This window comes from Pseudomonas sp. IPO3747 (genome assembly GCF_013385245.1).
Classification (GTDB): domain Bacteria; phylum Pseudomonadota; class Gammaproteobacteria; order Pseudomonadales; family Pseudomonadaceae; genus Aquipseudomonas; species Aquipseudomonas edaphica.
This window is the reverse complement of the sequence record NZ_JACAQL010000002.1, coordinates 44,100-70,499: the sequence shown is the minus strand read 5'-3', so window position 1 is coordinate 70,499 and position 26,400 is coordinate 44,100. Positions and strand designations below refer to the sequence as shown.

The window sequence follows — 26,400 nt, the reverse complement described above, 5'->3', positions numbered from 1 at the left end:
GGCATCCGAAAAAGCGCGGTGGCGAGGGTGTAACGAGTTGTGCTGGCGCACGCCGACATTTGGCCGAATCGTCGTTATCTCCACGGCAGGCCTGTCGTTAGACTCAAGGCTTCCCTTGGAGATAAAGCTCATGGATACGTACTTGAATCCCAGCCGCTTCATCGATAGTGACCACCCTGCGGTGGTGGAGTTCGCCGAAAAACATCGCGGAACCCGCCCGGATTTAAGTGACCAGGCGGTCAGTCTCTACTACGCCGTGCGTGAGGCGATTCGCTACAACCCGTACACCTTCAGCCGTGATCCAAATACCCTCAGTGCCAGCTTTGCCCTGGCCACCGGCGAGAGCTACTGTGTACCCAAGGCCACCTTATTGGCCGCCTGTGCCCGTCATTGCGGGATCCCGGCGCGCATTGGCCTGGCGGACGTGCGCAATCATTTATCGACACCGCGCCTGCTCGCGCTGCTCAAAAGTGATGTGTTCGCCATGCACGGCTATACCGAGTTGTACCTGCACGGCCGTTGGGTCAAGGCCACGCCGGCGTTCAACAGTCAACTGTGCGAGTTGTTCGACGTGCCACCGCTGGCGTTCGATGGGGTCAACGACAGCGTGTTCCACGCCTTCAACCGCCAGGGCCGGCGCTCGATGGAATATGTGCTGGACCACGGGCAGTTCAGCGACGTGCCCGAAGCGTTTTTTTTCGCGCATATTCAGCAGTGTTATCCGCACCTGTTTGCCGACGACATGCCGATCTCGCTGAAGGACATGCACAGCGATATGCACAGCGATTTAAGCCGCGGGTGAACCGGCGTATGCTGCTGCGTTCATCAAGCCATGTTCATCAACGATAAGGCGCGGTCATGCTGAAAATCTGGGGTCGTAAAAATTCATCAAACGTCAGGAAGGCACTGTGGTGCGCCGAGGAACTCGGCCTGGACTATGAGGCAATTGATGCGGGCGGGGCTTTTGGTGTGGTCGACACGCCGCAATACCGGGCCTTGAACCCCAATGGCCGGGTGCCGATGATCGAAGACGGCGACTTTGTGTTGTGGGAATCCAACACCATCGTGCGTTATCTGTGCGCCAAGAGCGCGTCGGATTTTTACCCGAGCGACCTGCAAGCCCGGGCCAGCGCCGAGAAGTGGATGGACTGGACCACGTCGACGCTCGCCGATCCGTTCAAGGCGGTGTTCTGGGGCATCCTGCGTACCCCGGCGGAAAAACAGAACTGGGACAGCATCAATGCCGGGCGCCAAGCCTGTATCGATGCGCTTAACACCGTTGACCAGGCCCTCGCCGAGCAACCCTACCTCAGCGGCCAGCATTTCGGCATGGGCGATATCCCCTTGGGCTGCTTTGCCTACGCCTGGTTCGAGATGCCCATCGAGCGCCCGGCAATGCCCCATCTAGAGGCCTGGTACCAGCGCCTCAGAGATCGCCCGGCCTACCGCAAGGCCGTGATGACCGCGTTGACTTAATACTGACTATTAATACAGGTGACTGTACTTGTGCGGCGCGGGCAAGCACCATGCTTGTCATGCGCCGCCGTTGAACTACATGCGCTGCGCGCTCATCTACTCTTTCTATTCCCTTCTCTGGTGCGTAATCCGATATGAGTTCCGCTCTGTCCATCCGGCAGCTAACCAAAACCTACGGCAACGGTTTCCAGGCCCTGAGTGGTATCGATCTGGACGTTGCCGAAGGTGACTTCTTCGCCTTGCTCGGCCCCAACGGTGCTGGCAAATCCACCACCATCGGCATCCTCTCGACCCTGGTCAACAAAACCAGTGGCTCGGTGAATATCTTTGGCCATGACCTGGACAAATCCCCGGCGGCGCTCAAGCGCTCCATCGGCGTGGTGCCCCAGGAATTCAACTTCAACCAGTTTGAAAAGACCTTCGACATCGTCGTGACCCAGGCCGGCTATTACGGCATCCCGGCGAAAATCGCCAAGGAACGCGCCGAGCAGTACCTGACTCAGTTGGGCCTGTGGGACAAGCGCGACGTGCCTTCGCGTTCGCTGTCCGGCGGTATGAAGCGCCGCCTGATGATCGCCCGCGCGCTGGTGCATGAACCGCGCCTGTTGATCCTCGATGAGCCGACCGCCGGTGTGGATATCGAGCTGCGCCGTTCGATGTGGACCTTCCTCACCGAGCTGAACGAGAAGGGCATCACCATCATCCTCACCACCCATTACCTGGAAGAGGCTGAGCAGCTGTGCCGCAACATCGGCATCATCGACCACGGCACCATTGTCGAGAACACCAGCATGCGCAACCTGCTGGGCCAGTTGCATGTGGAAACCTTCTTGCTGGACCTGAAAAACAACCTGTCGGTGGCGCCGCAACTGCTCGGCTACCCAAGCCGCCTGGTCGATGACCACACCCTGGAAGTGCAGGTGGACAAGGCCATGGGCATCACCGCGTTGTTCACCCAGTTGGCGGCCCAGAGCATCGAAGTGCTGAGCCTGCGTAACAAAACCAATCGCCTTGAGGAGTTGTTCGTGTCCCTGGTGGAGAAAAATCTGGCGAAGGTGGCGGTATGAGTTCCGAACTGCAACCCAACCTCGTCGCACTGCAGACCATCGTTTACCGCGAAGTGAAGCGCTTTACCCGGATCTGGCCGCAGACCCTGCTGCCGCCGGCGATCACCATGGTCTTGTACTTCGTGATCTTCGGTAACCTCATCGGCCGCCAGATCGGCGACATGGGTGGCTTCACCTACATGGAGTACATCGTGCCGGGCCTGATCATGATGTCGGTGATCACCAACTCCTACGGCAACGTGGTCTCGAGCTTTTTCGGCAGCAAGTTCCAGCGCTCGATCGAAGAACTGATGGTCTCGCCGGTGTCGCCGCACACCATCCTGATCGGCTACACCCTGGGTGGCGTGCTGCGCGGCTTGATGGTCGGGGTGATCGTGACCTTGCTGTCGCTGTTCTTCACCCATCTGCAAGTGCATCACCTTGGGGTCACCCTGCTGGTGGTGGTACTGACGGCGACGATCTTCTCGCTGCTGGGGTTCATCAACGCCGTGTTTGCCCGCAACTTCGATGATATTTCGATCATCCCGACGTTCGTGCTGACGCCGCTGACCTACCTGGGCGGGGTGTTCTACTCCATTACCTTGCTGCCGCCGTTCTGGCAGACCGTGTCGCTGGCCAACCCGGTGTTGCACATGGTTAACGCCTTCCGCTACGGCATCCTGGGCGTGTCGGATATCAAGATCAGCGTGGCGATCACCTTTATGCTGGTGGCGACCGTGGTGCTGTATGTCGGCTGTGCGCGGTTGCTGGTGAGTGGGCGCGGGATGCGTACCTAAGCCGTTAGCTGCAATAAAAAACGGCCTCCAAGTGAGGCCGTTTTTTATTGACTGCAGGCAGGGTCAATGTGGGAGCTGGCTTGCCTGCGATAGCGATGGGTCAGGCAGCCATTGTTTAACTGACAGACCGCCATCGCAGGCAAGCCAGCTCCACCTTTGGTTTTGTGCAGAGGTTTAACCTTTAAGTGCCAGCTCGATCAGTCCGTGCAGCTCTTGCACCGTCAGCGGTTCGGTCGAGAACAAAATGCGAAACACCGTCGGCGCCGCCAGCAGGTTGATCAAATGGTCCACGCTCGGCGGCGTACTCTGTGGGTAGCGATCGATAATCGTCTGAAGCTGCCCACTCAGAATGCTCACGCAATAACCCGGTGTGATCATGCTCTGCAGGTCACGCATCATGTTGCGCCCTGGCTCGGAGCTCATTTCATCCAGGTATTGCTCGGCCCAGGCCTGCAGATCACCGCGCAGGCTGCCGGTATTCGCCGGCTCACAGTCGGGGCGCATGCGGGCCAGGGCCACATCGGCCAACAGCACGGATAAGTCGCCCCAGCGCCGGTAAATGGTCGAGGGCGTGACGCCTGCGCGCGTCGCAATCATCGGTACGGTAACGCTGGAGCGCTCATGGGCTTCCAACAGCTCACGCACTGCCGAATGCACCGATTCTTGGACCCGGGCACTGCGGCCTCCCGGGCGAAGGCCTTCTTTTATCGCCATGCGTAAAACCTTAACACAAAGAATTTGCTTTAAGCGCGCGCCGGTAGCACACTGCGCAAAAGCAAAGTATTAGCTTTAGTGGAGTGTGCCCATGTCTCGCGTTATTTCCCAGCGGTCCAGCCTGGCGTTCCTGGTCATCACGGTGTTGACCTTCCTCGCCGCGTCCAGCGCGCCGACGCCGTTGTATCAGGTGTATCAGGAAAACCTGCATTTCTCCGCGACAATGCTCACGGTGATTTTCGGCGTATACGCCGTCAGCCTGTTGGCAGCGTTGCTGACCGTGGGTTCACTGTCGGATCACCTGGGGCGCAAGCCGGTGATTTTCGTCGCATTGCTGCTCAATATTGCGGCGATGCTGCTGTTTATCAACGCCGACAGCACCGCGCACCTGATTGCCGCCCGCGCGCTGCAAGGTTTCGCCACCGGCATGGCCACGGCGGTGCTGAGTGCGACCTTGCTCGACACCGACCGCCAGCGCGGCCCGATGCTCAATAGCCTGGCGCCGCTGTTGGGCATGGCCAGCGGCGGGCTGGGCAGTGGCCTACTGGTGGAGTTCGCGCCGCGTCCTACCCAATTGATTTACTTCACGCTGTTGGGGTTGATGGTGTTGCAGGCTGTGTATGTGTGGCGCCTGGCGGAAACCGTCAGTCGTATTCCGGGGGCCTTGAAGTCGCTGGCGCCGACCCTGCATGTGCCGCAGCAAGCGCGCCGGGCTTTATGGTTGGTGATGCCGCTGAATGTGGCGGTGTGGGCGCTGGGCGGGTTCTTCTCATCCCTGGCGCCGTCGCTGATCAAGGCTGCCACCGGTTCCACTTCGCACCTGATCGGTGGCGGCCTGGTGGCGGTCGTGACCTTGAGTGGCGCGGTGATGATCTACAGCGTGCGCGAGCGCCCGGCCGATAAAATCATGCGGCTGTCGGCAGGGCTGTTGGCCGTGGGCGTCGCGTTGCTGCTGGTGGCCGTCCACATGGGTATTTTGTGGCTGTTCTTTGTCGCCAGTGTGATTGCAGGTTTTGGTTTTGGCGGCGGCTTCATGGGCAGTGTGCGCAGCATTGTCGGACTGGCGTTGCCCCATGAGCGGGCCGGTTTGATGTCGGCGTTCTATGTCTTGAGCTACTTGGCGTTTTGCCTGCCAGCGCTGTTGGCGGGTTACTTGTGCCAGGTTTACGGCCTTATCGTCACGACTGAAGGCTATGGTGCGGCGCTGATACTGCTGGCCCTGAGTGCCTTGGTCGGTTTAATGCTGCAGAACTCGGTGCGGGCCAAGGCGGCAGTAGAGTGATGCTGTATATTGGTAAAGTAGATAACTTATAGAGATATTACCCGTTATATAGATATTCGATCAGGTTCTATGATGGCTTCAACCTCATACGAGGAAGAGGATTGCCATCATGACCTGCACGACGACTCCCAGTTGCACGCCCCCAGGCTGCAAAACCCCCAGCTATAAGCCCTTGAGCCATCTGACCCGCCCACGGGAAGTGATTCGCCAGTTCACCCCCAACTGGTTCGCCGCGACCATGGGTACCGGCGTGCTGGCCCTGGCCTTGGCTCAACTGCCGTTCAACCTGCCAGGTTTGCACGCCATTGCCGAAGGGCTGTGGCTGTTCACCATTGGCCTGTTTGTGCTGTTCAGCCTGTTGTACGCGGCGCGTTGGGTGATGTTCTTCCACGAAGCGCGACGCATCTTCGGGCACTCCACGGTGTCGATGTTCTTCGGCACCATTCCCATGGGCCTGGCCACCATTCTCAATGGCCTGCTGCTGTTCGGCCTGCCGCGCTGGGGCAGTGAGGTGATCCCGCTGGCTGAAGCCTTATGGTGGCTGGACGTGGCGATGGCCCTGGCCTGCGGTGTGTTGATCCCGTTCATGATGTTCACCCGCCAGGAACACAGCATCGACCAGATGACCGCCGTCTGGCTGTTGCCGGTGGTTGCCGCCGAAGTCGCTGCCGCCAGCGGTGGCTTGCTGGCGCCGCACTTGGCCGACGCCCATGCGCAACTGGTGATGCTGGTGACCAGCTACGTGCTGTGGGCGTTTTCCCTGCCGGTGGCGTTCAGCATCCTGACCATCCTGATGTTGCGCATGGCCCTGCATAAACTGCCGCCTGCCAATATGGCCGCATCGAGCTGGTTGGCCCTTGGCCCCATCGGCACTGGTGCGCTGGGCATGTTGCTGTTGGGCGGTGACGCACCGGCGATTTTCGCCGCCAATGGGTTGCCGGGTGTGGGTGAAATGGCCAATGGCCTGGGCGTGGTGGCCGGCATCACCTTGTGGGGCTTCGGTTTGTGGTGGATGTTGATCGCGGTGCTGATCACCCTGCGTTACCTGCGCGCCGGCATTCCGTTCAACCTCGGCTGGTGGGGGTTTACCTTCCCGCTGGGGGTTTACGCGTTAGCCACGCTGAAGCTGGCGAGTCTGCTGCACCTGAGCTTTTTCAGCATCTTTGGCAGCGTGCTGGTGCTGGCATTGGCGCTGATGTGGCTGATCGTGGCCAAGCGCACCGTGCAGGGCGCCTATAAAGGTGAGCTTTTTGTTTCGCCATGCATTGCAGGACTAGCGAATAAGTAAGCGCGATTAGGTAAAGTCGTGGCCTGAGAAACTACACGCCTTCAGGCCACGCAGGAACACGGACGATGAGCCACCCCTCACAATTCACCTTGCTGCGCACACGGCGCTTTCTGCCGTTTTTCATCACCCAGTTACTGGGCGCATTCAACGACAACATCTTCAAGCAATCGCTGATCCTGGCGATTCTCTACAAGCTCACCATCGAGGGCGACCGCTCCATCTGGGTCAACCTGTGCGCCTTGTTGTTTATCCTGCCGTTCTTCCTGTTCTCGGCGCTGGCCGGGCAGTTTGGCGAGAAATTCAACAAGGACGCGCTGATCCGTGCGATCAAGATCGGCGAGATCGTGATCATGGCCGTGGGCGCCACGGGCTTTCTGTTCAACCACCTGGAACTGATGCTGCTGGCGCTGTTTGCAATGGGCACGCATTCGGCGCTGTTTGGCCCGGTGAAGTACTCGATCATGCCCCAGGCGCTGCACGACGATGAGCTGGTGGGCGGTAACGGGCTGGTGGAAATGGGCACGTTTCTGGCGATCCTGGCCGGTACCATTGGCGCCGGGATCATCATGTCGTCGAGCAATTACGCGCCACTGGTGGCGGTGGCGATTGTCGGCGTGGCGGTGCTCGGCTACCTGGCCAGCCGCAGCATTCCGCGGGCGGCGGCGTCCACGCCCGAGCTGCGCCTGAACTGGAATATCTTCAGCGAATCCTGGGCCACCTTGCGCCTGGGCCTGGGGCAGACGCCGGCAGTGTCGCGCTCGATTGTCGGCAACTCGTGGTTCTGGTTTGTCGGTGCGATCTACCTCACGCAAATCCCGGCCTACGCCAAGGAATGGTTGTACGGCGACGAAACTGTGGTGACGCTGATCCTTACGGTGTTTTCGGTGGGCATCGCCGTTGGCTCGATGCTCTGCGAAAAGCTCTCGGGCCGTAAGGTCGAGATCGGCCTGGTGCCGTTTGGCTCGTTTGGCCTGACGGTCTTCGGCCTGCTGCTGTGGTGGCACTCGGGCGGCTTTCCGCAATCGGCCCAGGAACATAGTTGGCTGGCGGTACTCAGCTACGGTCAGGCGTGGTGGGTGTTGTTCGATATCCTTGGCCTGGGTGTGTTCGGTGGTTTCTATATCGTGCCGCTCTACGCGCTGATCCAGTCGCGCACGGCCGAGAACGAGCGCGCGCGGGTCATTGCGGCCAACAATATTCTCAATGCGTTGTTCATGGTGGTTTCGGCCATCGTTTCGATCCTGCTGCTGAGCGTGGCCAAGCTGTCGATCCCCGAGTTGTTCCTGGTGGTGTCGCTGCTCAACATTGCGGTCAACACTTACATCTTCAAAATCGTCCCCGAGTTCACCATGCGCTTCATGATCTGGCTGCTCAGCCATTCCATGTACCGCGTGGAGCATCGCAACCTTGAGCTGATTCCGGATGAAGGCGCGGCGCTGCTGGTGTGCAACCACGTGTCGTTTGTCGATGCACTGTTGATTGGCGGCGCGGTACGTCGGCCGATTCGCTTTGTGATGTACTACAAGATCTACCGTTTGCCGGTGCTGAACTTTATCTTCCGCACGGCCGGGGCGATTCCGATTGCCGGGCGCCATGAAGATATCCAGATCTACGAAAAGGCCTTCATGCGAATTGCCCAGTACCTGAAGGAAGGGGAGTTGGTGTGCATCTTCCCGGAAGGCAAGCTGACCGCCGATGGCGAGATCAATGAGTTCCGTAGCGGGTTGACGCGGATTCTGGAGGAAACCCCGGTGCCGGTGATTCCGATGGCGTTGCAGGGGTTGTGGGGGAGCTTTTTCAGTCGCGATCCGAACAAGGGCATCTTTCATCGGATCTGGTCGCGGGTGGTGTTGGTGGCGGGTGAGCCGGTTGCGGTGGAGGCCGCGACGCCTGAGCAGTTGCAGGCGCGGGTAGGGGTGTTGCGCGGGAGTGTCAGGTAGTTATTTGCTGGCTGTAAGGGCCTCATCGCAGGCAAGCCAGCTCCCACATTTGAACGCTGAACACCGTCCAATGTGGGAGCTGGCTTGCCTGCGATAGCGGTAGTGGCTCAGGCGCTGATCTTGAGCCCAACCAGCCCGCAAATAATCAACGCCACACTCGCCAACCTGAACAGCGCCATGGACTCCCCAAACAGGATAATCCCGGCGATCACCGTGCCTACCGCACCCACACCGGTCCAGATGGCATAGGCGGTGCCCAGCGGCAGCTCCTTCATGGCCAGGCCCAGCAGGCCGAGGCTGATGGCCATGGCGGCGATCGTCAGTGCTGTCGGCAGCGGCTTGCTGAAACCGTCGGTGTACTTCAGGCCGACCGCCCAGCCGACCTCAAACAGCCCGGCAAAAAACAGAATGATCCAGGACATGTTGATCTCCCCTCTATAGCTGGGGTCGTCCCCGGATTAAGCGCTTGAGAGCGTCGCGAGGTCGTCCCCGCGAAGCCCGGTAGCTTGCCGAAAATTGATCAGGTGATCAAGTTTACGGCGCGCTCTCCAGGGCGCGATGGTCTTCTTTTTCGCTCATTCTGCGAAAGTAAGTCGACAGCAATGCCCCGGAAATATTGTGCCACACGCTGAACAGCGCGCTCGGCACCGCCGCCAAGGGCGAAAAGTGCGCACTGGCCAGCGCGGCGCCCAGCCCGGAGTTCTGCATGCCCACTTCCAGCGCCAGGGATTTACGCTGCGCCAACGGCAGTTTGAACAGGCGGCCGGTGAAGTAACCGAGCAGATAACCGAAGCTGTTGTGCAGCATCACCACGGCCATGATCAACAGGCCGGACTCGGCGATCTTCGCCTGGCTCGCTGCAACGACTGCAGCGACGATGATTACGATGCTTACCACTGAGACCAGCGGCAATACCTCCACGGCATGGCGCACCCGGTCGCCCAGCACGCGTTGCGCCACCACGCCCAGCACGATCGGCAGCAACACCACTTGCAGGATCGACCAGAACAGCTCCATGAATGACACCGGCAGCCAGGCCGAGGCCAGCAGCCAGATCAATGCGGGCGTCAGCAGCGGGGCGAGGAGGGTAGTGACGGCAGCGATGGCTACCGACAGCGCGAGGTCGCCCCGGGCCAGCCAGGTCATGACGTTGGACGACGTGCCGCTTGGGCAGCACCCGACCAGGATCACGCCGACGGCGATTTCCGGCGGCAAGTGGAACGCCTGGCACAGCAGCCAGGCCACGCCCGGCATGATCACAAAATGCGCAACCACGCCGAGGGCCACGCGCCAGGGATGGCGGGCGACTTCGGCGAAGTCTTCCAGTTTCAAGGTCAGCCCCATGCCGAACATCACCAGGCCCAGCAGCGGCACGATGGCGCCTTTGAGGCCAATGAACCAGCCGGGCTCAAGGAAGGCGAGCACCGCGAAAATCAACACCCAGTAGGCGAAGGTATTGCCAACGAAGCGGCTCAAGGCGGCGAGTGCGCGCATGGGGAAGTCCTTGTTATTAGAGTTCGAGGGTGTAACTGCAATCAAATGTGGGGCTTGTGTGGGAGATGTTTGTGTGAGGACTGGCTTGTGTGGGAGCCGGGCTTGCCCGCGATGCAGGCACCTCGGTCTTCAGCTGGATCGAGTTGATGCTATCGCAGGCAAGCCAGCTCCCACACAAGCCAGCTCCCACATTTTGATCTTCACATGGCTTAGATGCCCTGCGGGGTTTCTTCGCCGCCCAGTGCCTCAACCAACGCCGGCAGGAACTCACCAAACGTCAGCATCATCAGGGTAAAGCTGGCATCCAGCTGGCCCAATGCCTCGTCGCCGCCGTCCTGTTCAGCCTGGTCTTGCAGCAGGTCTTCGAACTTCAGGCGCTTGACGGTCATTTTGTCGTCGAGCATGAAGGACAACTTGTCCTGCCAGGCCAGGGACAATTGCGTCACGACTTTGCCGGTAGTCAGGTGCAGTTGGATCTCTTCGCCGGTCAGGTCCTGGCGCTTGCAGCGCACGATGCCGCCGTCTTCGTGGGTGTCGCGCAGTTCGCATTCGTCGAGGACGAAGAAGTCATCGGCCGGCTTCTGCGTGGTGACCCAGTCGGTCATGATCGCCGTTGGTGCGGTTTTAACCGTCAGCGGGCGTACCGGCAGGGTGCCGATTACTTCGCGCAGGGTCGACAGCAGGTCTTCGGCGCGTTTCGGGCTCGCCGAGTTGACCAGGATCAGGCCCTGTTTCGGCGCAATGGCGGCGAAAGTCGACGAGCGACGGATAAAGGCGCGCGGCAGGAAGGCCTGGATGATTTCATCCTTGATCTGGTCGCGTTCCTTCTTATAGACCTTGCGCATTTGCTCGGCCTCGATCTCTTCGACTTTCTCTTTAAGCGCGTCACGCACCACGCTACCCGGCAGGATGCGTTCTTCCTTGCGTGCAGCGATCAGCAGGAAGTCACCGCTGACATGCACCAGGGGAGCGTCTTCACCTTTACCAAAAGGTGCGACGAAACCGTAAGTGGTCAACTCCTGGCTTGCACACGGGCGCGCCAGTTTGGTGGCCATGGCCGCTTCCAACGCCTCGGCATCAACAGGCAGATCTTGGGTCAGGCGATAGATAAGCAGGTTCTTGAACCACATGGGGTGAGTCTCTCCTTTATACAAAGGGGGGCATTATTCTCTTGATCCGGGCTGAGGCCAACCCTGCCTAAGCCATTGGAAGGGCTGAAAAAAAAGATTTAAGAAAGTGCTTGCCAGACTTAAGGTCGCTCCGTAGAATGCGCGCCACACCGAAGCGAAGGGTGATTAGCTCAGCTGGGAGAGCGTCTGCCTTACAAGCAGAATGTCGGCGGTTCGATCCCGTCATCACCCACCATTCGTTTCAAGTGTTACGCGCAGCGGTAGTTCAGTCGGTTAGAATACCGGCCTGTCACGCCGGGGGTCGCGGGTTCGAGTCCCGTCCGCTGCGCCATATTCGGTAACCTGGAACACTGAACGCCAGGTCACCACAGAAAGCCCGCTCATTGAGCGGGCTTTTTGCTGTCCGGGGTTTGTAAAACCAAAAAAACGCCGCCGATCATTTCCGATGATTGGCGGCGTTTTTTTATGGGCTGATCAGAAATCCCAACGCGTTGTCACCATCACGTTGCGCGGCTCAGGTGTCATTGATAATGGTTTTTAACAGTGCCGCCAAGCAACGTATAAACGCAATAGACTCACATTTGGGGCTTGAGGCCCCGTTTTCCGGGGCGCGGAGGACACCAGAGAAATTATTTTAAATAAATTGCATTTAAATCAAGACATTGCAGATTTTTGGTGTATTATGCCGCCCACACCGAAGCGAAGGGTGATTAGCTCAGCTGGGAGAGCGTCTGCCTTACAAGCAGAATGTCGGCGGTTCGATCCCGTCATCACCCACCATTCGTTTCAAGTGTTACGCGCAGCGGTAGTTCAGTCGGTTAGAATACCGGCCTGTCACGCCGGGGGTCGCGGGTTCGAGTCCCGTCCGCTGCGCCATATTCGGTAACCTGGAACACTGAACGCCAGGTCACCACAAGAAGCCCGCTCATTGAGCGGGCTTTTTTTTGCCTGCGATTCAGCTTTGCGCTTCGGCGGCGAGCGCCACAGGCGCGGGTGCAATCTCACGTCGGCTCAGAAACACAAACACCACCACCGCCGTAAACAGGGTGAGCCCGGCCAGCCATTGCAGCAACGTATTGAAGCCCGCGAGGTAGGCCGTGCGCAGCAATTCCAGCGGGAGGTTTGCACGGGTGTCGCCCATGACCAACTGCTGGGCAACCCCAGCAATGTCCTGCGAACTGTCTGCGGGCAGATGATGGGCAACCAGCGCACTCAACACCGCCACGGTGATGGCCAGCGCCACACCTTCACTGGCAACCCGGGTCGTATTGAAAATGCCTGCGGCCATGCCCGCACGCTCTGTGGGCACCACGCTGATCGCCAGGCCATCCATCAAGCCCCACGGCAAGCCCGTCCCCATCCCGATCACCAACATTGCCACGACAGTCGGCAATGGCTGGCCGGGCTGGGCCAGGCTCAGCCCATACAACCCCGACGCCGCGATCAACAGGCCAAGGGCACACAACAGCCCCGCCGACAGCCAGCGTGTCAGCGTTGCGGCCAGTAACGGCACCACCAGCATCGGCGCAGACAGCGCCAGCATCATCAAGCCCGCCTCTGACGCGCTGGCGCCTTCGACCCCAATAAACCGCAGCGGCAGCAACACCACCAGCACGATGTAGCAGTAGCAGGTGCCAATCGGCAACAATTGCACGCCGATAAAACGCGCAAAGCGAAACAGGCGCAGATCCAGCATCGGTTGGCTCGCACGCTGTTCAACCAGGATAAACACCAGCAAGAAAGCCGCAGCCGCCGCAAGCAGACAACCGGTCGTCACCGAAGCCCAACCCAACTGCGGCGCGAGAATGATCGCCGTGGTCAAGCTCACCAGCATTGCCGAAAACGTCAGTACGCCAGGCAGGTCCAACTGCAGCGCTTGCGGGTCGCGGCTCTCTCGCATTGTGGGTGCGGCGCACAGCAACGACAGGCCCGCCAGCAATGCGGTGGTGAAGAAAATCGCACGCCAGCCCCACAGTTCAATCAGCCACCCAGACAGCAGCGGCCCGAAAGCCAGGCCTGCGCCAAAGGTGGTGCCCAGCAAGCTGAAGGCGCGTGTCCTGGCATGGCCGTCGAACTCCTGCGCCAACGCTGCGCAGCCGCTGGCCAATGCGGTAGCCGCCGCAACACCCTGTACACCGCGCAGTACATCCAGCCAGAGTATGCCCGGCGCCACGGTCAGCAGCAGCGAGACACCTGTAAACAGCGCCATGCCCCACAGGAACAAACGCTTGCGACCATACCGATCGGCAAGGGTGCCGGCGGCCATCAGCAGGCTGCCGAAACTAAGCATGAACGCGTTGGTGATCCACGCCAACTGTGTGGGGTGCGCAGCAAATGCGTGGCCGATAAAGGGCGTCGCTACGGCGCCACCGGTAAAGCTCATGGGCAACACCAGAGCCGCCAGGCAGATCGCGGCAAGAATGGCATAGCGGCCATGGGCGGAGTCGGCTGTGTTCATCGGGAGATTCCTGTGGACCTGTAAAGATAAAGACTCTAATCAGGATGTAATGGCGGATAAATGGGCCTACATTCCACACATAACGGACAAATTGGATGCATTGGTATGAGCGACAATCTCAGCGGTGTTATCGCCTTCGTGAAAACCGCTGAAGCGCTCAGCTTCACAGGCGCGGCGCGGGCGATGGGCATTTCCGCCTCGGCGGTGGGCAAAAATGTGGTCAAGCTGGAAGCGTCGTTGAATGTGCGGTTGTTGCACCGCAGCACGCGCAAAGTCAGCCTGACTGCTGAAGGCCAGTTGTTCTACGAGCGCTGTCGGAAAATTCTCGATGACCTGCAGGACGCCCGCGCCATGCTCTCCCATGCCATGCAGGCCCCCCGCGGCAAGTTGCGGGTCAGCCTGCCCACCATCGGTTACAGGTTTCTATTTGCGCATATGGTCGCCTTCAGGCGGGCCTACCCGGAAATTGAGTTGGAGCTGGATTTCAACGACCACCTGGTGGATGTGATCGAGGAAGGCTTCGACGTGGTGATCCGCAGCGGCGGTCTGGCCGATTCGACCTTGATGGCGCGCCGACTCGGGCCATTTCGCTTTGTGTTGTGTGCATCGCCTGAGTACCTGCGTGCGAACGGTCGGCCAGCAACCCTCAGTGACCTTGAGCGCCACCAATGCCTGCGTTATCGCTTCGCCACCACCGGCAAAATCATGGAGTGGACCTTATCCGCCAACCCGGCGATCACCCAATTACGGCTGCCCACGGCGCTGACGTTGAACAATATGGAAGCGATGCTTCGGGCCGCAATCGATGGCCATGGCATCGCTTACGTGCCGGACTTCCTGGCCCGTGAGGCGCTGGCCCAGGCGCAGTTGGAAACCGTGTTGGACGGGCACTCTGATGACCAAGGCCAATTCTGGGCGCTGTGGCCTTCCAGCCGGCACCTGTCGCCAAAGATCCGGGTGTTTGTGGACTTTGTTGCTGAACGCCTGTTCACAGCCCCATCAAACGATACCCCACCTGCAACTCGGTAATAAAATGCTGTGGCTGCGCCGGATCCGCCTCCAGCTTTTGCCGCAAGTGCGCCATGTGTACACGCAGATAGTGCGGGCGGTCGACGTAGTCCAGCCCCCACACTTCGAGCAATAACTGCCGATGTGTCAGCACCCGGCTCTGGCCGCGAATCATTGCGCAGAGCAGGCGGTACTCGATGGGTGTGAGGTGCACCGGCTGGCTCTGGCGCCACACTTCGTGGGTCGACAGGTCGACTTCAATTTCGCCAAACGCCACCTTGCTGGTCGCCGCCACAGCGCCCGTCTGCCCGTGCCGGCGCAGTTGTGCGCGGATGCGAGCGAGCAATTCGGGCACGCCGAACGGCTTGGTCAGGTAATCATCGGCCCCTGCGTCCAAAGCGGCGACTTTCTCTTCTTCGCGATCACGCGCCGACAACACCAGAATCGGCACCGCCAGCCAACCACGCAACTCACTGATCAGTTGCTTGCCATCGCCATCGGGCAAGCCGAGGTCGACGATCACCAGGTCCGGTTGACGGCTGGCGGCATGAATCAGCGCACGTTTGACGCTGTCGGCTTCGAACACCTGAAAGCCTTCATCTTGCAGGGCGATCCCGACAAAGCGGCGGATATTGGCTTCGTCTTCAACAATCAAAATGCGTGCAGTGCTCATAGGTTTTCCATGGCCGGCGGGGTGCCGGCCGGTAAGGTGATGATGAAGTGCATGCCGCACGTCTCAAGCGGGTGGGTGTGGATATGCCCGCCATGGGCTTCAACGATGCGTTTGGCCAGCGCCAGGCCCAGGCCGATGCCCGTGACGGAAGATTCCTGCTGGCCACGTGCGAAAGGTTCGAACAGGTTGGCGGGAGCCTTGCCCGGGCCGTTGTCGCTGACTTCCAGCACGATGCTGTCCGAAACTTTGCTGCCAGTGACGGTAATGAGGGTGCCCGCCGGCGTGTATTTGGCGGCGTTATCCAGCAGGTTGACCAGCACCCGCTCGATCAGCAGGGCGTCGATATCCACCAGCGGCAACTGTGAATCCAACAGGGTTTGCACGCGGTGGTGTGCCAACGGCTCACGCAACTGGCGCAGGGCGCTGCCGAGGATTTCTTCCAGCGAATGCCACTGCCGGTTCAGGCGCACGCCGCGCTCTTGCATGCGCGCCATGTCCAGCAGGTTTTCGATCAGCCGCTGCATCGATGTAGCTTGTTCATGGATGCCGTGCAGCAATTCGGTCAGCGGACCTGGCGGGGCATGGGGCAGGGCGGTGTCGGCGGCGCCGATCAGGGTGGTCAGGGGCGTGCGCAAGTCGTGGGAAATAGCGGCGAGCAGGGTGTTGCGCATCTTCTCGCCTTCCATCTGCACAAGCGTGCTTTGCGCCACTTCGACGAAATGCACGCGCTCCAGCGCAATCGCCAATTGGCTCATGCAGGCTTCCAGCAGACGGCGCTCCTGCGGGTCGTTCAGGCGCTCGCTCTGGGCCAGTTCCAGTACCAGCACGCCGCGCACGCGCATCGGCGCTTTGAGCGGTAAGTAACAACCTTTGGCTGCTGACAAGGTGTCGGTGCCATGACCTGCGGCTTGGCCATGGTCGTAAGTCCATTGGGCGATGCTTTCGTCAATCGGCAAGCCGCTGGCACTCACGCTGTGCACGCCATCGGCGGCGTCCGGCAACGCCAGGCCGACCCGTGCTTCGAACACGCCACTGAAGGTGCGCAGCGCGACTTCGCTGATGTGCTCTACGGTCAGTGCCGCCGACAAGTCGCGAGCCAGCCGCGCCAAAGAGGTAGCGCGCCGTTCGCGCGCGGCCGCCGTGCGTGCTTCATGGCGCAGGCGGGCGGTGAGTTGCCCGGTGATCAAGGCAATGCCGAGCATCAGCGCAAAGGTGAAGAAATACTGAGTGTCATTGACGGTGAACGAGTAGCGCGGCTGTACGAAAAAGAAGTCGAAACACAGCACCGCCAGCATTGCCGCCCACACACCGGGGCCGCGCCCATAACGCAAGGCCACCAGCACCACGGTGAGCAAAAACAGCATGACCACGTTGGCCAGGTCGAACACTTGCAGCAGCAATGCAGCGACGGCGCTGGCACTGAAACAGGCAAGCGTGGCCCACAGGTAGGCCAAGGCGCGGCCGGGGGGCAGCGAGGGTTTTTCGAGGGTAGGCGCAGGCCCGGGCAAGACGCTGTGAGCGATCACGATCTGATCGATCTGCGGGTGATGTCGGCTGATCCGGTCGCTGACCGACTGATGCCAGAAGCGCCACGCCTGGCGCGGATGATGGCCGAGCACCAGGCGATTGGCGTTGTGTTCGCGGGCGCAGGCGGCTAGGGCTTCAGCCACGTCCATGCCCGGCAGCGTCGCGGTATCAGCGCCGAATTCGCTGGCCAGGCTCAGGGTTTTCATCGCCGTGAGGTAACGCTTGGCGCCGTTGCCTTGGGCCGTTGCGACATGCACGACGATCCAGTCAGCTTCGAGCTTTTGCGCCAATCGTGCAGCTTCGCGCACCAGACGTTCATCACCGGCGTCGCCCGCTACACCCACCAGCAAGCGTTCGCGGGCTGGCCACAAGGCTTTGATCGACTGTTCGCGACGGTACACGCGCATTTGCGCGTCGACCCGATCCGCCGTACGCCGCAGCGCCAGCTCGCGCAGGGCCAACAGGTTGCCCTTGCGGAAAAAATGCTGTGCGGCGCGCTCCGCTTGCGGGCCGAGATAGACCTTGCCGTCCTTCAAGCGTTGCAGCAAATCGTCGGGCGGCAGGTCGATCACCACCACGTCATGGGCGTTATCAAACACGTGGTCCGGTACGGTTTCGCGCACGCGAATGCCGATGATGCCGCTGACCAGATCATTCAGGCTTTCCAGGTGCTGGACGTTGAGCGTGGTCCATACATCGATACCGGCGCTGAGCAGTTCTTCAACGTCTTGCCAGCGTTTGGGATGCCGCGAGCCAGGCGCGTTGCTGTGGGCCAGCTCGTCCACCAGCAATACGGCGGGCTGCCTGCGCAACGCGGCGTCGAGGTCGAATTCGCTGAGCGCAAAATCGTGGTGCAGCAAGGCAGCGCGGGGCAGTTGCTCCAGGCCGTCGAGCCGCTCGGCAGTCTCCGTGCGGCCGTGGGTTTCTACTACGCCGGCAAGCACATCACGGCCCAGGGCGACTTCGCGTTGCGCCGCCGCGAGCATGGCGCAGGTCTTGCCCACCCCGGCATTTGAGCCGAAGTAAATACGCAATTTGCCGCGCAAGGCGGCCTGTTCTTCGAGCTGTACCCGCGCGAGCAAGGCGTCGGGGTCGGGGCGTTCGTGGTTGAGTGCGGGCATGTTCTTCCTGTTGAATACAACACGATTAACTGTGGGAGCTGGCTTGTTGTGGCGAGCAAGCTTGCTTGCGCTGGGGTGCGAAGCACCCCCAAAAAGCCAGCTCCCACATTGGGTTTGTGGTGTTACACCAAGCCCAATCCACTCAGCAGCATGTCGATCACCTTGATCCCCGCAAACGGCACCAGCACGCCGCCCAGGCCGTAGATCAACAGGTTGCGGTTAAGCAACGCCGCCGCGCCGATGGCCCGGTACTTCACACCGCGCAAGGCCAGCGGAATCAACGCGACAATGATCAGCGCGTTAAAAATCACCGCGCTCAAAATTGCCGAATTGGGGCTGCTCAGGTGCATCACGTTCAAGGCGCCCAGCTGTGGGTAGGTGGCGACAAACGCCGCCGGGATGATTGCGAAGTACTTGGCTACATCATTGGCCACGCTGAACGTGGTGAGCGCGCCACGGGTCATGAGCATCTGTTTGCCGACCTCGACCACTTCGATCAGCTTGGTCGGGTTGCTGTCGAGGTCGACCATGTTGCCGGCCTCTTTGGCCGCCTGGGTGCCGCTGTTCATCGCCACGGCCACGTCGGCCTGGGCCAGCGCAGGTGCGTCGTTGGTGCCGTCGCCGGTCATGGCTACCAGCTTGCCCTGGGCCTGGTAGTCGCGGATCAGTTGCAGCTTGTCTTCCGGGCGGGCTTCGGCGAGGAAGTCATCGACACCGGCTTCCACCGCAATCGCAGCGGCGGTCAGGCGGTTGTCGCCGGTGATCATCACGGTCTTGATGCCCATGCGCCGCAACTCGGCGAAGCGCTCCTTGATGCCGCCTTTCACCACGTCCTTAAGCTCAACCACGCCCAAGGCCTTGGCACCGTCGCTGACCACCAGCGGTGTGCTGCCGCGCCGCGAGACTTCATCGACCTTGGCCTGCAATGCCGCCGGGAAACTCCCGCCCAGGGTTTCGATATGGCTGCGAATCGCATCCGCCGCGCCTTTGCGAATCGCCCGGCCTTCGGCCAGGTCGACGCCGCTCATGCGGGTTTGCGCGGTGAAGTGCACAAAGCGTGCGCCCAGGGCGTTGATGTCCCGCGCACGGATGTCGAATTTTTGCTTGGCCAGTACCACAATGCTGCGGCCTTCCGGGGTTTCGTCTGCCAGTGAGGCGAGTTGCGCGGCGTCAGCCAGTTCGGCTTCCTTCACGCCGGGTGCCGGCAAAAAGCTGCTTGCCTGGCGATTGCCCAAGGTGATGGTGCCGGTCTTGTCCAGCAGCAACACGTCGACATCACCCGCCGCCTCGACGGCACGGCCGGAGGTGGCAATCACATTGGCCGACATCATGCGGCTCATGCCCGCCACGCCGATGGCCGAGAGCAGGCCGCCGATGGTGGTGGGGATCAGGCACACCAGCAACGCCACCAACACCGTGGCGCTGATCACGCTGCCATTGCCGCTCATGGCCACGGCGAAGATCGAGTAGGGGCTCAGCGTGGCGATCACCAGCAGGAATAACAGGGTCAGGCCCACCAGCAGAATCGTCAGCGCGACTTCATTCGGCGTCTTCTGGCGCTTGGCCGATTCGACCATCGAGATCATGCGGTCCAGGAACGATTCGCCGGGGTTGACGCTGATGCGCACCACCAGCCAGTCCGACAGCACCCGCGTGCCGCCGGTGACCGACGAAAAGTCGCCACCGGCCTCGCGAATCACCGGCGCCGATTCGCCGGTAATTGCGCTTTCATCCACCGACGCCACGCCTTCAATCACCACGCCGTCGAGCGGCACCAGATCACCGGCTTCGATCAACACTACGTTGTCCTTGCGCAGCAGGCTCGCCTCCAACGGCAGCCACGCTGCGCCGTGGCGCGGTTGCTGCAGCAATTTGGCCAGGGTCTGGCGTTTCATGCCACGCAGGCTCGCGGCCTGGGCACGGCTGCGCCCTTCGGCCAGGGCTTCGGCGAAGTTGGCGAACAGCACGGTAAACCACAGCCACAAGGTGATGCTGAGGATAAAACCGCTGGGCGCTTCACCCTTGCCGCCCAGGGACTGGAACCACAGCAAGGTGGTGAGAATGCTGCCCAGGTACACCACGAACATCACCGGGTTTTTCCACTGGGCCTGGGGCAGCAATTTCTTCAGTGCATCGACGCCGGCAGTCAGCACGATGCGCCGGTCAAACAGAGGTAAACGAGCATTTTTCATGAAGGAATCTCTTACTCACTGAGCGCAATAGAGGGCTGACGCGCATCCAGCGCCACGTTGAGTTGCAGCACATTCACCCGGGGCTCGCCGAGCAGGCCGAAGGTGCGTGCGGCGGTGTGGTCGTTGAGCAGTTGCAGCAGTTCGGGTTCGGCGATGTGCCGCAAGCGCGCCACCCGTGCCAACTGCAGCCGGGCGTTGGCCACCGAGATATGCGGGTCGAGGCCAGAGGCTGAGGCGGTGACTGCGTCCACCGGCACCGGGGCGTCAGCGGCCAGGCCGTTATCCTGGCGATAGGCTTTGGCGCGGGCAGCCACCTGGTCGAGCAGTTTTTGGCTGGTGGGGCCGAGGTTGCTGGCGCCGCTTGCGCCTGCGTTGTAGGGCTGCGGCACGCTTTTGCTCGGGTCTTGCGGATCAGCGCCGAGGGTCATGCTGGGGCGGCCCTGGAAGTACTCCGGCTTGGTGAAATTCTGGCCGATCAGCACCGAGCCGATCACCCGCCCATCGCGTTCAATCAGCGAACCTTGAGCCTGAAACGGGAACAGCCATTGCGCGGCCACGGTGGTGAACGCCGGGTAAGCCAGCCCGGTCAGCAGCATGAAAAACACCGCCGACACCAGCACCGGGCGCAGCAGCCCTTTGAAGATCGATTGAGTGGTCATCAACATGTCCTTAGTTGTAGGTCTGGCCGGACAGCAACTGCAGTTGCTCCACCAGCGGGCCAAGCGCGAGCGCGGGCAAGAAGGTCAGGCCACCGACCACCAGCACCACGAACACCACGAGCAACATGAACAGCGGGGTCGCGGTAGGAATGGTGCCTGCGCCGGCCGGCACGGTTTTTTTCATCGCCAGGGAACCGGCCACGGCGAGCATCGGCAGCATCGTGAAGAAGCGCCCGATCAGCATCGCAAGGCCAATGGTGGTGTTAAAAAACGGTGTATTGGCATTCAGCCCGGCGAACGCCGAACCGTTGTTGGCGGTGCCGGAGGTGTAGGCGTACAGCACCTCGCTGAAACCGTGCGGGCCAAGGTTGTTGAGACTGGCCAGGGTGTCTGGCCACAGGGCGGCGAGGGCGGTGAAACCCAGGATACTGACCGGGTGCGCGAGCACCGAGAGCATCACCAGTTTCATCTCGCGGGCCTCGATTTTCTTGCCAAGAAATTCCGGGCTGCGGCCGATCATCATGCCCACCAGAAACACCGTGAGCAGCGCGTACTGGATCAGGTTGATAAAGCCCACGCCGTCACCGCCGAACACGCAGTTGAGCATCATCTGCGCCAGGGGCACGAAGCCGCCCATGGGCGTCAGCGAGTCGTGCATGGTATTGACCGAGCCGGTGGTGGCTGCCGTGGTGGTGGCGATAAACAAGCTGCTGTCGGCAATGCCGAAACGCAGTTCCTTGCCTTCCATGTTGCCGCCGCTTTGCTCGATCGACAGCACCTGGTTGGCGCCGGCCTGGGTCAGCAACGGGTTGCCGGTTTGCTCGGCGCCATACACAAGCGCAAGAAAGCCGATAAACATCACCAGGAAGGTGCCGAAAAACACCCAGCCCTGACGACGTTGCAACAGCATGCTGCCAAAGGTGTAGGTCAGCGCCGAGGGGATCAACAGCATGCTGAGGATGTGCAGGATGTTGGTCAGCGGCGTCGGGTTTTCGAACGGGTGCGCGGCGTTCATGCTGAAGAAACCGCCGCCGTTGGTGCCGATGTGCTTGATCGATTCAAAGCTCGCAACCGCGCCGACGATCAGCTGTTGTTGCGCGCCTTCCAATGTTGTCGCCAGGGCTTGGGAGGCTAAGGTTTGCGGCATGCCTTGCCATACATACACCAGCGCCATGCCCACGCACAGCGGCAGCATCACGCGGTAGAGGGTGCGGGTGAAGTCGACCCAGAAATTGCCGATATCGGCCGCGCTTGAGCGGCTCAAGCCACGTATAAAACCGGCGGCCGCCACCACGCCGGAGGTGGCACCGACAAACATCAAAAAGGTAATGACCGCCATCTGGCTGAAGTTCGACAGGCTGGTTTCGCCCGAATACGCCTGCCAGTTGGTGTTGGTGATAAAGGACACGGCGGTGTTGAACGCCAGGTCCGGGGTTTGCGCAGCCAACCCCAGGGGGTTGATCGGCGTTACCGCCTGCAGGCGCAGGATGCTGTAGCCCAGCAGCATCATCGCCGCGTTCGACAGCAACAGCGCTGAACCGTAGCGGCCCCAGCTCATGGTTTCCAATGGGTTGATGCCCAGCAGGCGGTAGGTAAAACGTTCCGGCAGGGCATGGCGGTTCCCGGTGAATACCCGGGTCAGCCACTTGCCCATGAGCACGGCAAGCGCGGTCATCAACCCCAGGACCAGCGCAAATTCCAGCAAAGTGCTTAGCATGTCGTGGCTCCGTTCAAAGCTTGCCCATGGCGACAATGGCCATGGCAGTCGCAACAAAAAACACCAGGGAGAGGCCCATAAACATCACGTCGTACATGGCGGGCTCCCTAGAACTTTTCGGCGCGAATGAGGGCATAGCCCAAGTAAGCGAACAGCCCCACGGCGCAAACGCCGCTGGCCACATAAATGAACGTTAGTGTCAGCACGGTGTAACTCCCCTTGTTGAGTAAGCCGGGGAGGTTAGGCGCTCTTGTATCAAGCTCGGGCACTGATTACGGCGGGCGGTATTAAGACGGTATATAGAAGATTTTAGGCTGGGCACACGAAAACAAGGGATAGCCCGCGGGTGGCTGATCCCTTGAAAGTCTGGGGTTCTGCTGATTTCGTTGACCAGCTTATTTGGCTTTCTTTTTCTTCTCGCTGCGGGTGGCGAGGTGTTCGAAGCAAAACGCGGCGGTGCCGAAGAGCGCAATCATTGACAGGACGACCATGCCTAAAGTTGAACTTTCCACGATGACTTCCTACGGGTTTTGGAGGTAGGAAGTGACGGTAGAGTTTAGGGCTTAGTTGTTCAATAGAGGCGACGTAATCGTTATGGGGAACTTCGGATTTATACGGATTCTTTACGGTGATTGGCTTTTCTGTTCGATCGTTCCCACGCTTTGCGTGGGAATGCATCCTGTGACGCTCCGCGTCACGCCCCTTAACTGCGGACGCAGAGCGTCCAAGACGGCATTCCCACGCGGAGCGTGGGAACGATCATAACCTCACAAATTCCGACTATGCCGATAGTCGCTCACCGCCTCATACACCGCCTTGCGCAACCGGTTGATCCCACCAATCGGCCGATGCGCCTCCAGCCCGAACCACGGGTTGAACGACTGGTTATCACAGGCAAGATTCAACGCGGGCGTATCAAAGTCCTGCGCAGGAATCCGCACCTTGGCCACTGTCTCATAGGGCGCATCACTTTCCTTCCATTCGATGCTGGTGTCTTCGATCGGCATGAATTTCTGCGGATTTTGCCGCTGAATCTGCAACACAAAACACGCCGGTACACGGTCGGTGGACAGTTGCTGGTTCAGTGCGCTGCGCAGAAAGTTCGGCAGGTCCTGATTCTGCTTGGGCAACACATATTCCGGGCAACTCTGCGGGTCGGGTGCTACACGAAACTTGGCATTTGCCGCGCCAAATTTGTAGGGGGAAACCGAAAAGTACGTCGTCTGCGTCGGGCTCGCCGGAGCGGGCGCCAGGGTGGCCAGGGCGATAAACAGGTGGCGCACTTGCCAACTGCGCGGGTCGGCTTTAGGGAAGAACGCCAACACCTTTTTGCCGTCAGCCTGGGCACCGATGTTCTGCGCGTATTCGGCCACATCACTGACAAAAAAGTTCGGGTGGCTGAACATCACAAAGTCTTGTTCGGTGCGCGTTTGTTGGTCGGCCATCAACTGTTTGCCTGGCACATCCAGCAGCTTGATCGCCATGCCTCGCGCATCGCGGATGCTGTCGAACTGCGGGTAGGCGTTGCCGTTGGACAGGCGCATCTGCGCCTGCCAGGTCTTGCCAGGTTCAGCGAATACGCCTTGGCGCAGCGCCGGGTCGAGGTCCGTCAGCACGCTGACTTCGGACTTAACGCAGCCGTGGGCCTTGGCATGCGCGTCACGCAGGTAGCGCGTGCCTTCGCGATGCTGATCGACGATGCGCACTGCCGTCTGGATGATGCCTTGGGTCATGGCTGTTTCGCCGGGCGGGATCTGTTCATCCGGCGACACCGGGCCGCTGTGTTGCCAGGCGAACCAGGCCGTGGCGAACAGCCAGCCCAGCAGCCCCAAACCCAACAGCCACAGCAGGGTTTTACCGAGAAAGGCGCCCAGGCGTAGCCAGAGGCGTGCGAGCAGCGAACGTTGGTTGTATTGAGATCGGATAATCATGGCAGTGGTTGCTCCAGCGGGCCGCCCAGCACTTTGAGGTATTCCAGCAGCGCCCAGCGTTCCTGCGGCAGCAAGCCACGGCCGATCACGCCATTGCCACGTTTGCCATCACGGAATTCGTGACCGCTGTTGTGGTTGCCGGTTATTTTGGTATCGAACAAAAAGGCGTTTTTGAACGCACCCGTTTCAAAGCCCAGGTGACGCGGGTCGTAATTGAACGTGCCTTTGTAGAAGGTGGTGCTGCGCTCGTCCTGGGGCGAGAGCAATTGATAGATCGTCGGCACCGAGCCGTTGTGCAGGAATGGTGGTGTGGCCCATACGCCGGCCAGCGGTCGGGCCTTATAGGCGCGCAATTCACGCACACCGATGGGCAGGCCAAAACCATCCAGGCCTGGGCGTTCGGCCGGGGTTACACCGGCGGCGCGGTAGGCGTGTGCTTCGACGAAGGCAGTGACGTAGGCCAGGCCTTGGGCCACCGACAGGTTGTGCAGGTCCAGCGGTGCGGTGGGCGTGGGGTGCAGCTCGACATTGAGCCTGGCCAGTTCCTCCGGGTCCCACTGCAGGGCGCTGAGGTCATAGCGCTGGTCGGCGATGTTATTGGCCGTGCCTGGGTCGGTACCGATGTAGTCCACGGGCAACATCTTCAGTTGCTGCACCGGGCGGCCGTTTTCCTGCGTGACTGCAGGCACATGGCAACCGGCGCAGTTCTCGGCGAACAGCGCGCGGCCTTGGGCGGCGAGGGGCTTGTCGATGGCGCCGAACAGGTCTTGCGGCCAGGTCGGCGGCTTGAGGCGTTGCAGGGTTTCTTCGATCCGGTTGAGGTCGCGCACGCGCACGCTGGAAGGGTAACGGGCATCGCCCTGGAGGGGTTGGCCGGCCGCGTCGAAAAAGGCCAGGGTCGCACCCACGCCCAAGGCCTCGCCGATGTTACGTGCCATGGGCTGCTGGGCCGAACCGTTCCATTGCACCCAGTCGAAGGTCCAGATATCCCACAGGTGCGGGTAGTCCACCGGCGCATTGGCGACCCGGTAGTTAGCCGGCGAGATAGCGTCGCCGAAGCTGGCATTGGCGATGCGGCCAAATGCGTCAGTGCGGCCCGGGCCTTCTTCGGTGGGGTAGAGGCCACGGTGCGTGTCGTTCCAGGCAACTTTAAGGAACTGGTTCAGCGACTGCTTGAAGTCCTGACGCAGTTGTTGCTTGTTGTGATCGTCATAGTCGTGGCCGAGCACGTTGTGGGCGAAGCGATCGAACTTCCAGGGCAGGTAATAGGTGGCGGCGAGGCTGGCCACCAGCGCCTGGCCGAAGCTGCCTCCGCGCAGGGTCGGTACGCTGGACGGCAGCACATGCTGGGCCGAACCGCCGTCGATGCGCAGCGCCTGGTTTTTGAAGTGCAGCTCGCCGGTGTGGCAGGCGGCGCAGGTGATGTCCAGGTACTGCACCTGGCTGCCGGCGTTCTGGTGCCGGGCGAAACCCACCGGCAGGTTGCCGGGGTTTTGTGCGCTGGGCACCTGCTTGGGATCGACCAGAAAGCCGAAGCGCGCGAGGTAGTCGGGTGTGGCAAAACGCCGGTCCGAAAAGGGCAGTTCGAGGGCGGTGAACCAGTCGTAATGCAGGCCTTTTACCTGGGTGCCCTGGGGCGTGAAGTAGTAGGTCTGGCGATCGGCTTCGCTCCATTGTTGCTGATAGTGCACCTGCTCCACGGGCACGTAGTCCGGCAGCTTGGGGTTGAGGGTGTAATAGAGGACCACGCCCAGCAGCAAACCCAGGGCGAGCAATATCAGAAGTAAAACACGGGAAAAAATGCGCAAGATGGCTATCCTTGTCTCGGCCTTGTCGAGTTGTAGCGTTCTTATGCCATTGCGTCACAGGTGCGGCAAGTGGCCAGCAGCCTGGTTGCGAATGGTCCCGCGATCCTTCGCGGGCCTCCATAATGAATGAAAATGCTTT

21 protein-coding genes and 4 tRNA genes are annotated in these 26,400 nt (G+C 60.7%); 12 read left to right on the top strand and 13 right to left on the bottom strand.

Annotated elements, in window-relative coordinates; genetic code table 11:
- The first annotated feature begins 130 nt into the window (after positions 1–130).
- The 4 genes from HX790_RS01500 to HX790_RS01485 all read left to right on the top strand — a co-directional run bounded on the left by HX790_RS01500 (position 131) and on the right by HX790_RS01485 (position 3,319).
- Positions 131–802, top strand: coding sequence for a transglutaminase family protein (locus HX790_RS01500; protein WP_017136397.1), 672 nt, complete (start codon positions 131–133; stop codon positions 800–802).
- Between the two features lie 56 nt (positions 803–858).
- A complete protein-coding gene (locus HX790_RS01495) occupies positions 859–1,476 on the top strand; it encodes a glutathione S-transferase family protein (RefSeq protein WP_176991157.1) in 618 nt (205 codons plus the stop codon).
- A 134-nt stretch (positions 1,477–1,610) separates the two neighbouring features.
- Positions 1,611–2,543, top strand: coding sequence for an ABC transporter ATP-binding protein (locus HX790_RS01490; RefSeq protein ID WP_017136395.1), 933 nt, complete (start codon positions 1,611–1,613; stop codon positions 2,541–2,543).
- On the top strand, positions 2,540–3,319 hold the full coding sequence (locus tag HX790_RS01485) for an ABC transporter permease (protein ID WP_017136394.1): 780 nt from the start codon (positions 2,540–2,542) through the stop codon (positions 3,317–3,319). Before HX790_RS01490 ends, HX790_RS01485 begins: the two co-directional genes overlap by 4 nt.
- 174 nt (positions 3,320–3,493) lie before the next feature.
- Here HX790_RS01485 and HX790_RS01480 read toward each other — a convergent pair whose 3' ends face one another.
- Complete coding sequence (locus tag HX790_RS01480) at positions 3,494–4,033, bottom strand: TetR/AcrR family transcriptional regulator (RefSeq protein ID WP_017136393.1); 540 nt, start codon at positions 4,031–4,033, stop codon at positions 3,494–3,496.
- 91 nt (positions 4,034–4,124) lie between these two features.
- Between HX790_RS01480 and HX790_RS01475 the strand changes: the two genes are divergently transcribed.
- From HX790_RS01475 to HX790_RS01465, 3 genes are all read left to right on the top strand, one after another.
- On the top strand, positions 4,125–5,315 hold the full coding sequence (locus HX790_RS01475) for an MFS transporter (RefSeq protein ID WP_017136392.1): 1,191 nt from the start codon (positions 4,125–4,127) through the stop codon (positions 5,313–5,315).
- 109 nt (positions 5,316–5,424) lie between these two features.
- The gene (locus HX790_RS01470; protein ID WP_017136391.1) at positions 5,425–6,603 is read left to right on the top strand and encodes a TDT family transporter; all 1,179 of its coding nucleotides are present in this window, start codon (positions 5,425–5,427) and stop codon (positions 6,601–6,603) included.
- A gap of 65 nt (positions 6,604–6,668) precedes the next feature.
- The gene (locus tag HX790_RS01465; protein WP_176991156.1) at positions 6,669–8,543 is read left to right on the top strand and encodes an MFS transporter; all 1,875 of its coding nucleotides are present in this window, start codon (positions 6,669–6,671) and stop codon (positions 8,541–8,543) included.
- A gap of 107 nt (positions 8,544–8,650) precedes the next feature.
- On the opposite strand, the gene sugE is transcribed toward HX790_RS01465, so the two are convergent.
- The 3 genes from sugE to rdgC form a co-directional block, all read right to left on the bottom strand.
- Positions 8,651–8,965, bottom strand: coding sequence for a quaternary ammonium compound efflux SMR transporter SugE (gene sugE, locus HX790_RS01460; protein ID WP_017136389.1), 315 nt, complete (start codon positions 8,963–8,965; stop codon positions 8,651–8,653).
- A 112-nt stretch (positions 8,966–9,077) separates the two neighbouring features.
- The gene (locus HX790_RS01455) at positions 9,078–10,037 is read right to left on the bottom strand and encodes a bile acid:sodium symporter family protein (protein WP_017136388.1); all 960 of its coding nucleotides are present in this window, start codon (positions 10,035–10,037) and stop codon (positions 9,078–9,080) included.
- A gap of 209 nt (positions 10,038–10,246) precedes the next feature.
- Entirely contained in the window at positions 10,247–11,167 is a 921-nt protein-coding gene (gene rdgC, locus HX790_RS01450; protein WP_003172886.1) for a recombination-associated protein RdgC, read from the bottom strand.
- Between the two features lie 159 nt (positions 11,168–11,326).
- Between rdgC and HX790_RS01445 the strand changes: the two genes are divergently transcribed.
- From HX790_RS01445 to HX790_RS01430, 4 genes are all read left to right on the top strand, one after another.
- Positions 11,327–11,402: transfer RNA gene (locus HX790_RS01445), tRNA-Val, on the top strand.
- A gap of 19 nt (positions 11,403–11,421) precedes the next feature.
- Positions 11,422–11,498, top strand: a tRNA-Asp gene (locus HX790_RS01440).
- A 373-nt stretch (positions 11,499–11,871) separates the two neighbouring features.
- Positions 11,872–11,947: transfer RNA gene (locus HX790_RS01435), tRNA-Val, on the top strand.
- Positions 11,948–11,966: 19 nt separating this feature from the next.
- A tRNA-Asp gene (locus HX790_RS01430) sits at positions 11,967–12,043 on the top strand.
- A gap of 79 nt (positions 12,044–12,122) precedes the next feature.
- On the opposite strand, the gene HX790_RS01425 is transcribed toward HX790_RS01430, so the two are convergent.
- Positions 12,123–13,625, bottom strand: coding sequence for an MFS transporter (locus HX790_RS01425; protein WP_017136387.1), 1,503 nt, complete (start codon positions 13,623–13,625; stop codon positions 12,123–12,125).
- Between the two features lie 105 nt (positions 13,626–13,730).
- Here HX790_RS01425 and HX790_RS01420 point away from each other — a divergent pair, with 105 nt between their 5' ends.
- Positions 13,731–14,654, top strand: a complete 924-nt coding sequence (locus tag HX790_RS01420; RefSeq protein WP_169985802.1) for a LysR family transcriptional regulator — start codon at positions 13,731–13,733, stop codon at positions 14,652–14,654.
- Here HX790_RS01420 and HX790_RS01415 read toward each other — a convergent pair.
- The 8 genes from HX790_RS01415 to HX790_RS01380 all read right to left on the bottom strand — a co-directional run bounded on the left by HX790_RS01415 (position 14,614) and on the right by HX790_RS01380 (position 26,261).
- Positions 14,614–15,306: a response regulator gene (locus HX790_RS01415; protein ID WP_017136385.1), complete on the bottom strand. Its 693-nt coding sequence runs from the start codon at positions 15,304–15,306 to the stop codon at positions 14,614–14,616. The genes HX790_RS01420 and HX790_RS01415 overlap by 41 nt on opposite strands.
- Positions 15,303–17,954, bottom strand: a complete 2,652-nt coding sequence (locus tag HX790_RS01410) for a sensor histidine kinase KdpD (RefSeq protein WP_176991155.1) — start codon at positions 17,952–17,954, stop codon at positions 15,303–15,305. The genes HX790_RS01415 and HX790_RS01410 overlap by 4 nt, the downstream gene beginning before the upstream one ends.
- A 122-nt stretch (positions 17,955–18,076) precedes the next feature.
- Positions 18,077–20,146 carry a potassium-transporting ATPase subunit KdpB gene (gene kdpB, locus HX790_RS01405; RefSeq protein ID WP_176991154.1) on the bottom strand — a complete coding sequence of 690 codons (2,070 nt, stop codon included), beginning with the start codon at positions 20,144–20,146 and terminating at the stop codon, positions 18,077–18,079.
- An 11-nt stretch (positions 20,147–20,157) separates the two neighbouring features.
- Positions 20,158–20,805 (bottom strand): potassium-transporting ATPase subunit KdpC, encoded by a 648-nt coding sequence (kdpC, locus tag HX790_RS01400; RefSeq protein WP_099547872.1) that lies wholly within the window; start codon positions 20,803–20,805, stop codon positions 20,158–20,160.
- Between the two features lie 10 nt (positions 20,806–20,815).
- Positions 20,816–22,522: a potassium-transporting ATPase subunit KdpA gene (kdpA, locus tag HX790_RS01395; protein WP_099547873.1), complete on the bottom strand. Its 1,707-nt coding sequence runs from the start codon at positions 22,520–22,522 to the stop codon at positions 20,816–20,818.
- A 107-nt stretch (positions 22,523–22,629) separates the two neighbouring features.
- Positions 22,630–22,704 (bottom strand): K(+)-transporting ATPase subunit F, encoded by a 75-nt coding sequence (gene kdpF / locus HX790_RS01390; RefSeq protein WP_256666301.1) that lies wholly within the window; start codon positions 22,702–22,704, stop codon positions 22,630–22,632.
- A gap of 585 nt (positions 22,705–23,289) precedes the next feature.
- The gene (locus HX790_RS01385; protein ID WP_138450455.1) at positions 23,290–24,453 is read right to left on the bottom strand and encodes a catalase family protein; all 1,164 of its coding nucleotides are present in this window, start codon (positions 24,451–24,453) and stop codon (positions 23,290–23,292) included.
- Positions 24,450–26,261: a di-heme-cytochrome C peroxidase gene (locus HX790_RS01380; RefSeq protein ID WP_170040017.1), complete on the bottom strand. Its 1,812-nt coding sequence runs from the start codon at positions 26,259–26,261 to the stop codon at positions 24,450–24,452. The genes HX790_RS01385 and HX790_RS01380 overlap by 4 nt, the downstream gene beginning before the upstream one ends.
- Positions 26,262–26,400: the final 139 nt, after the last annotated feature.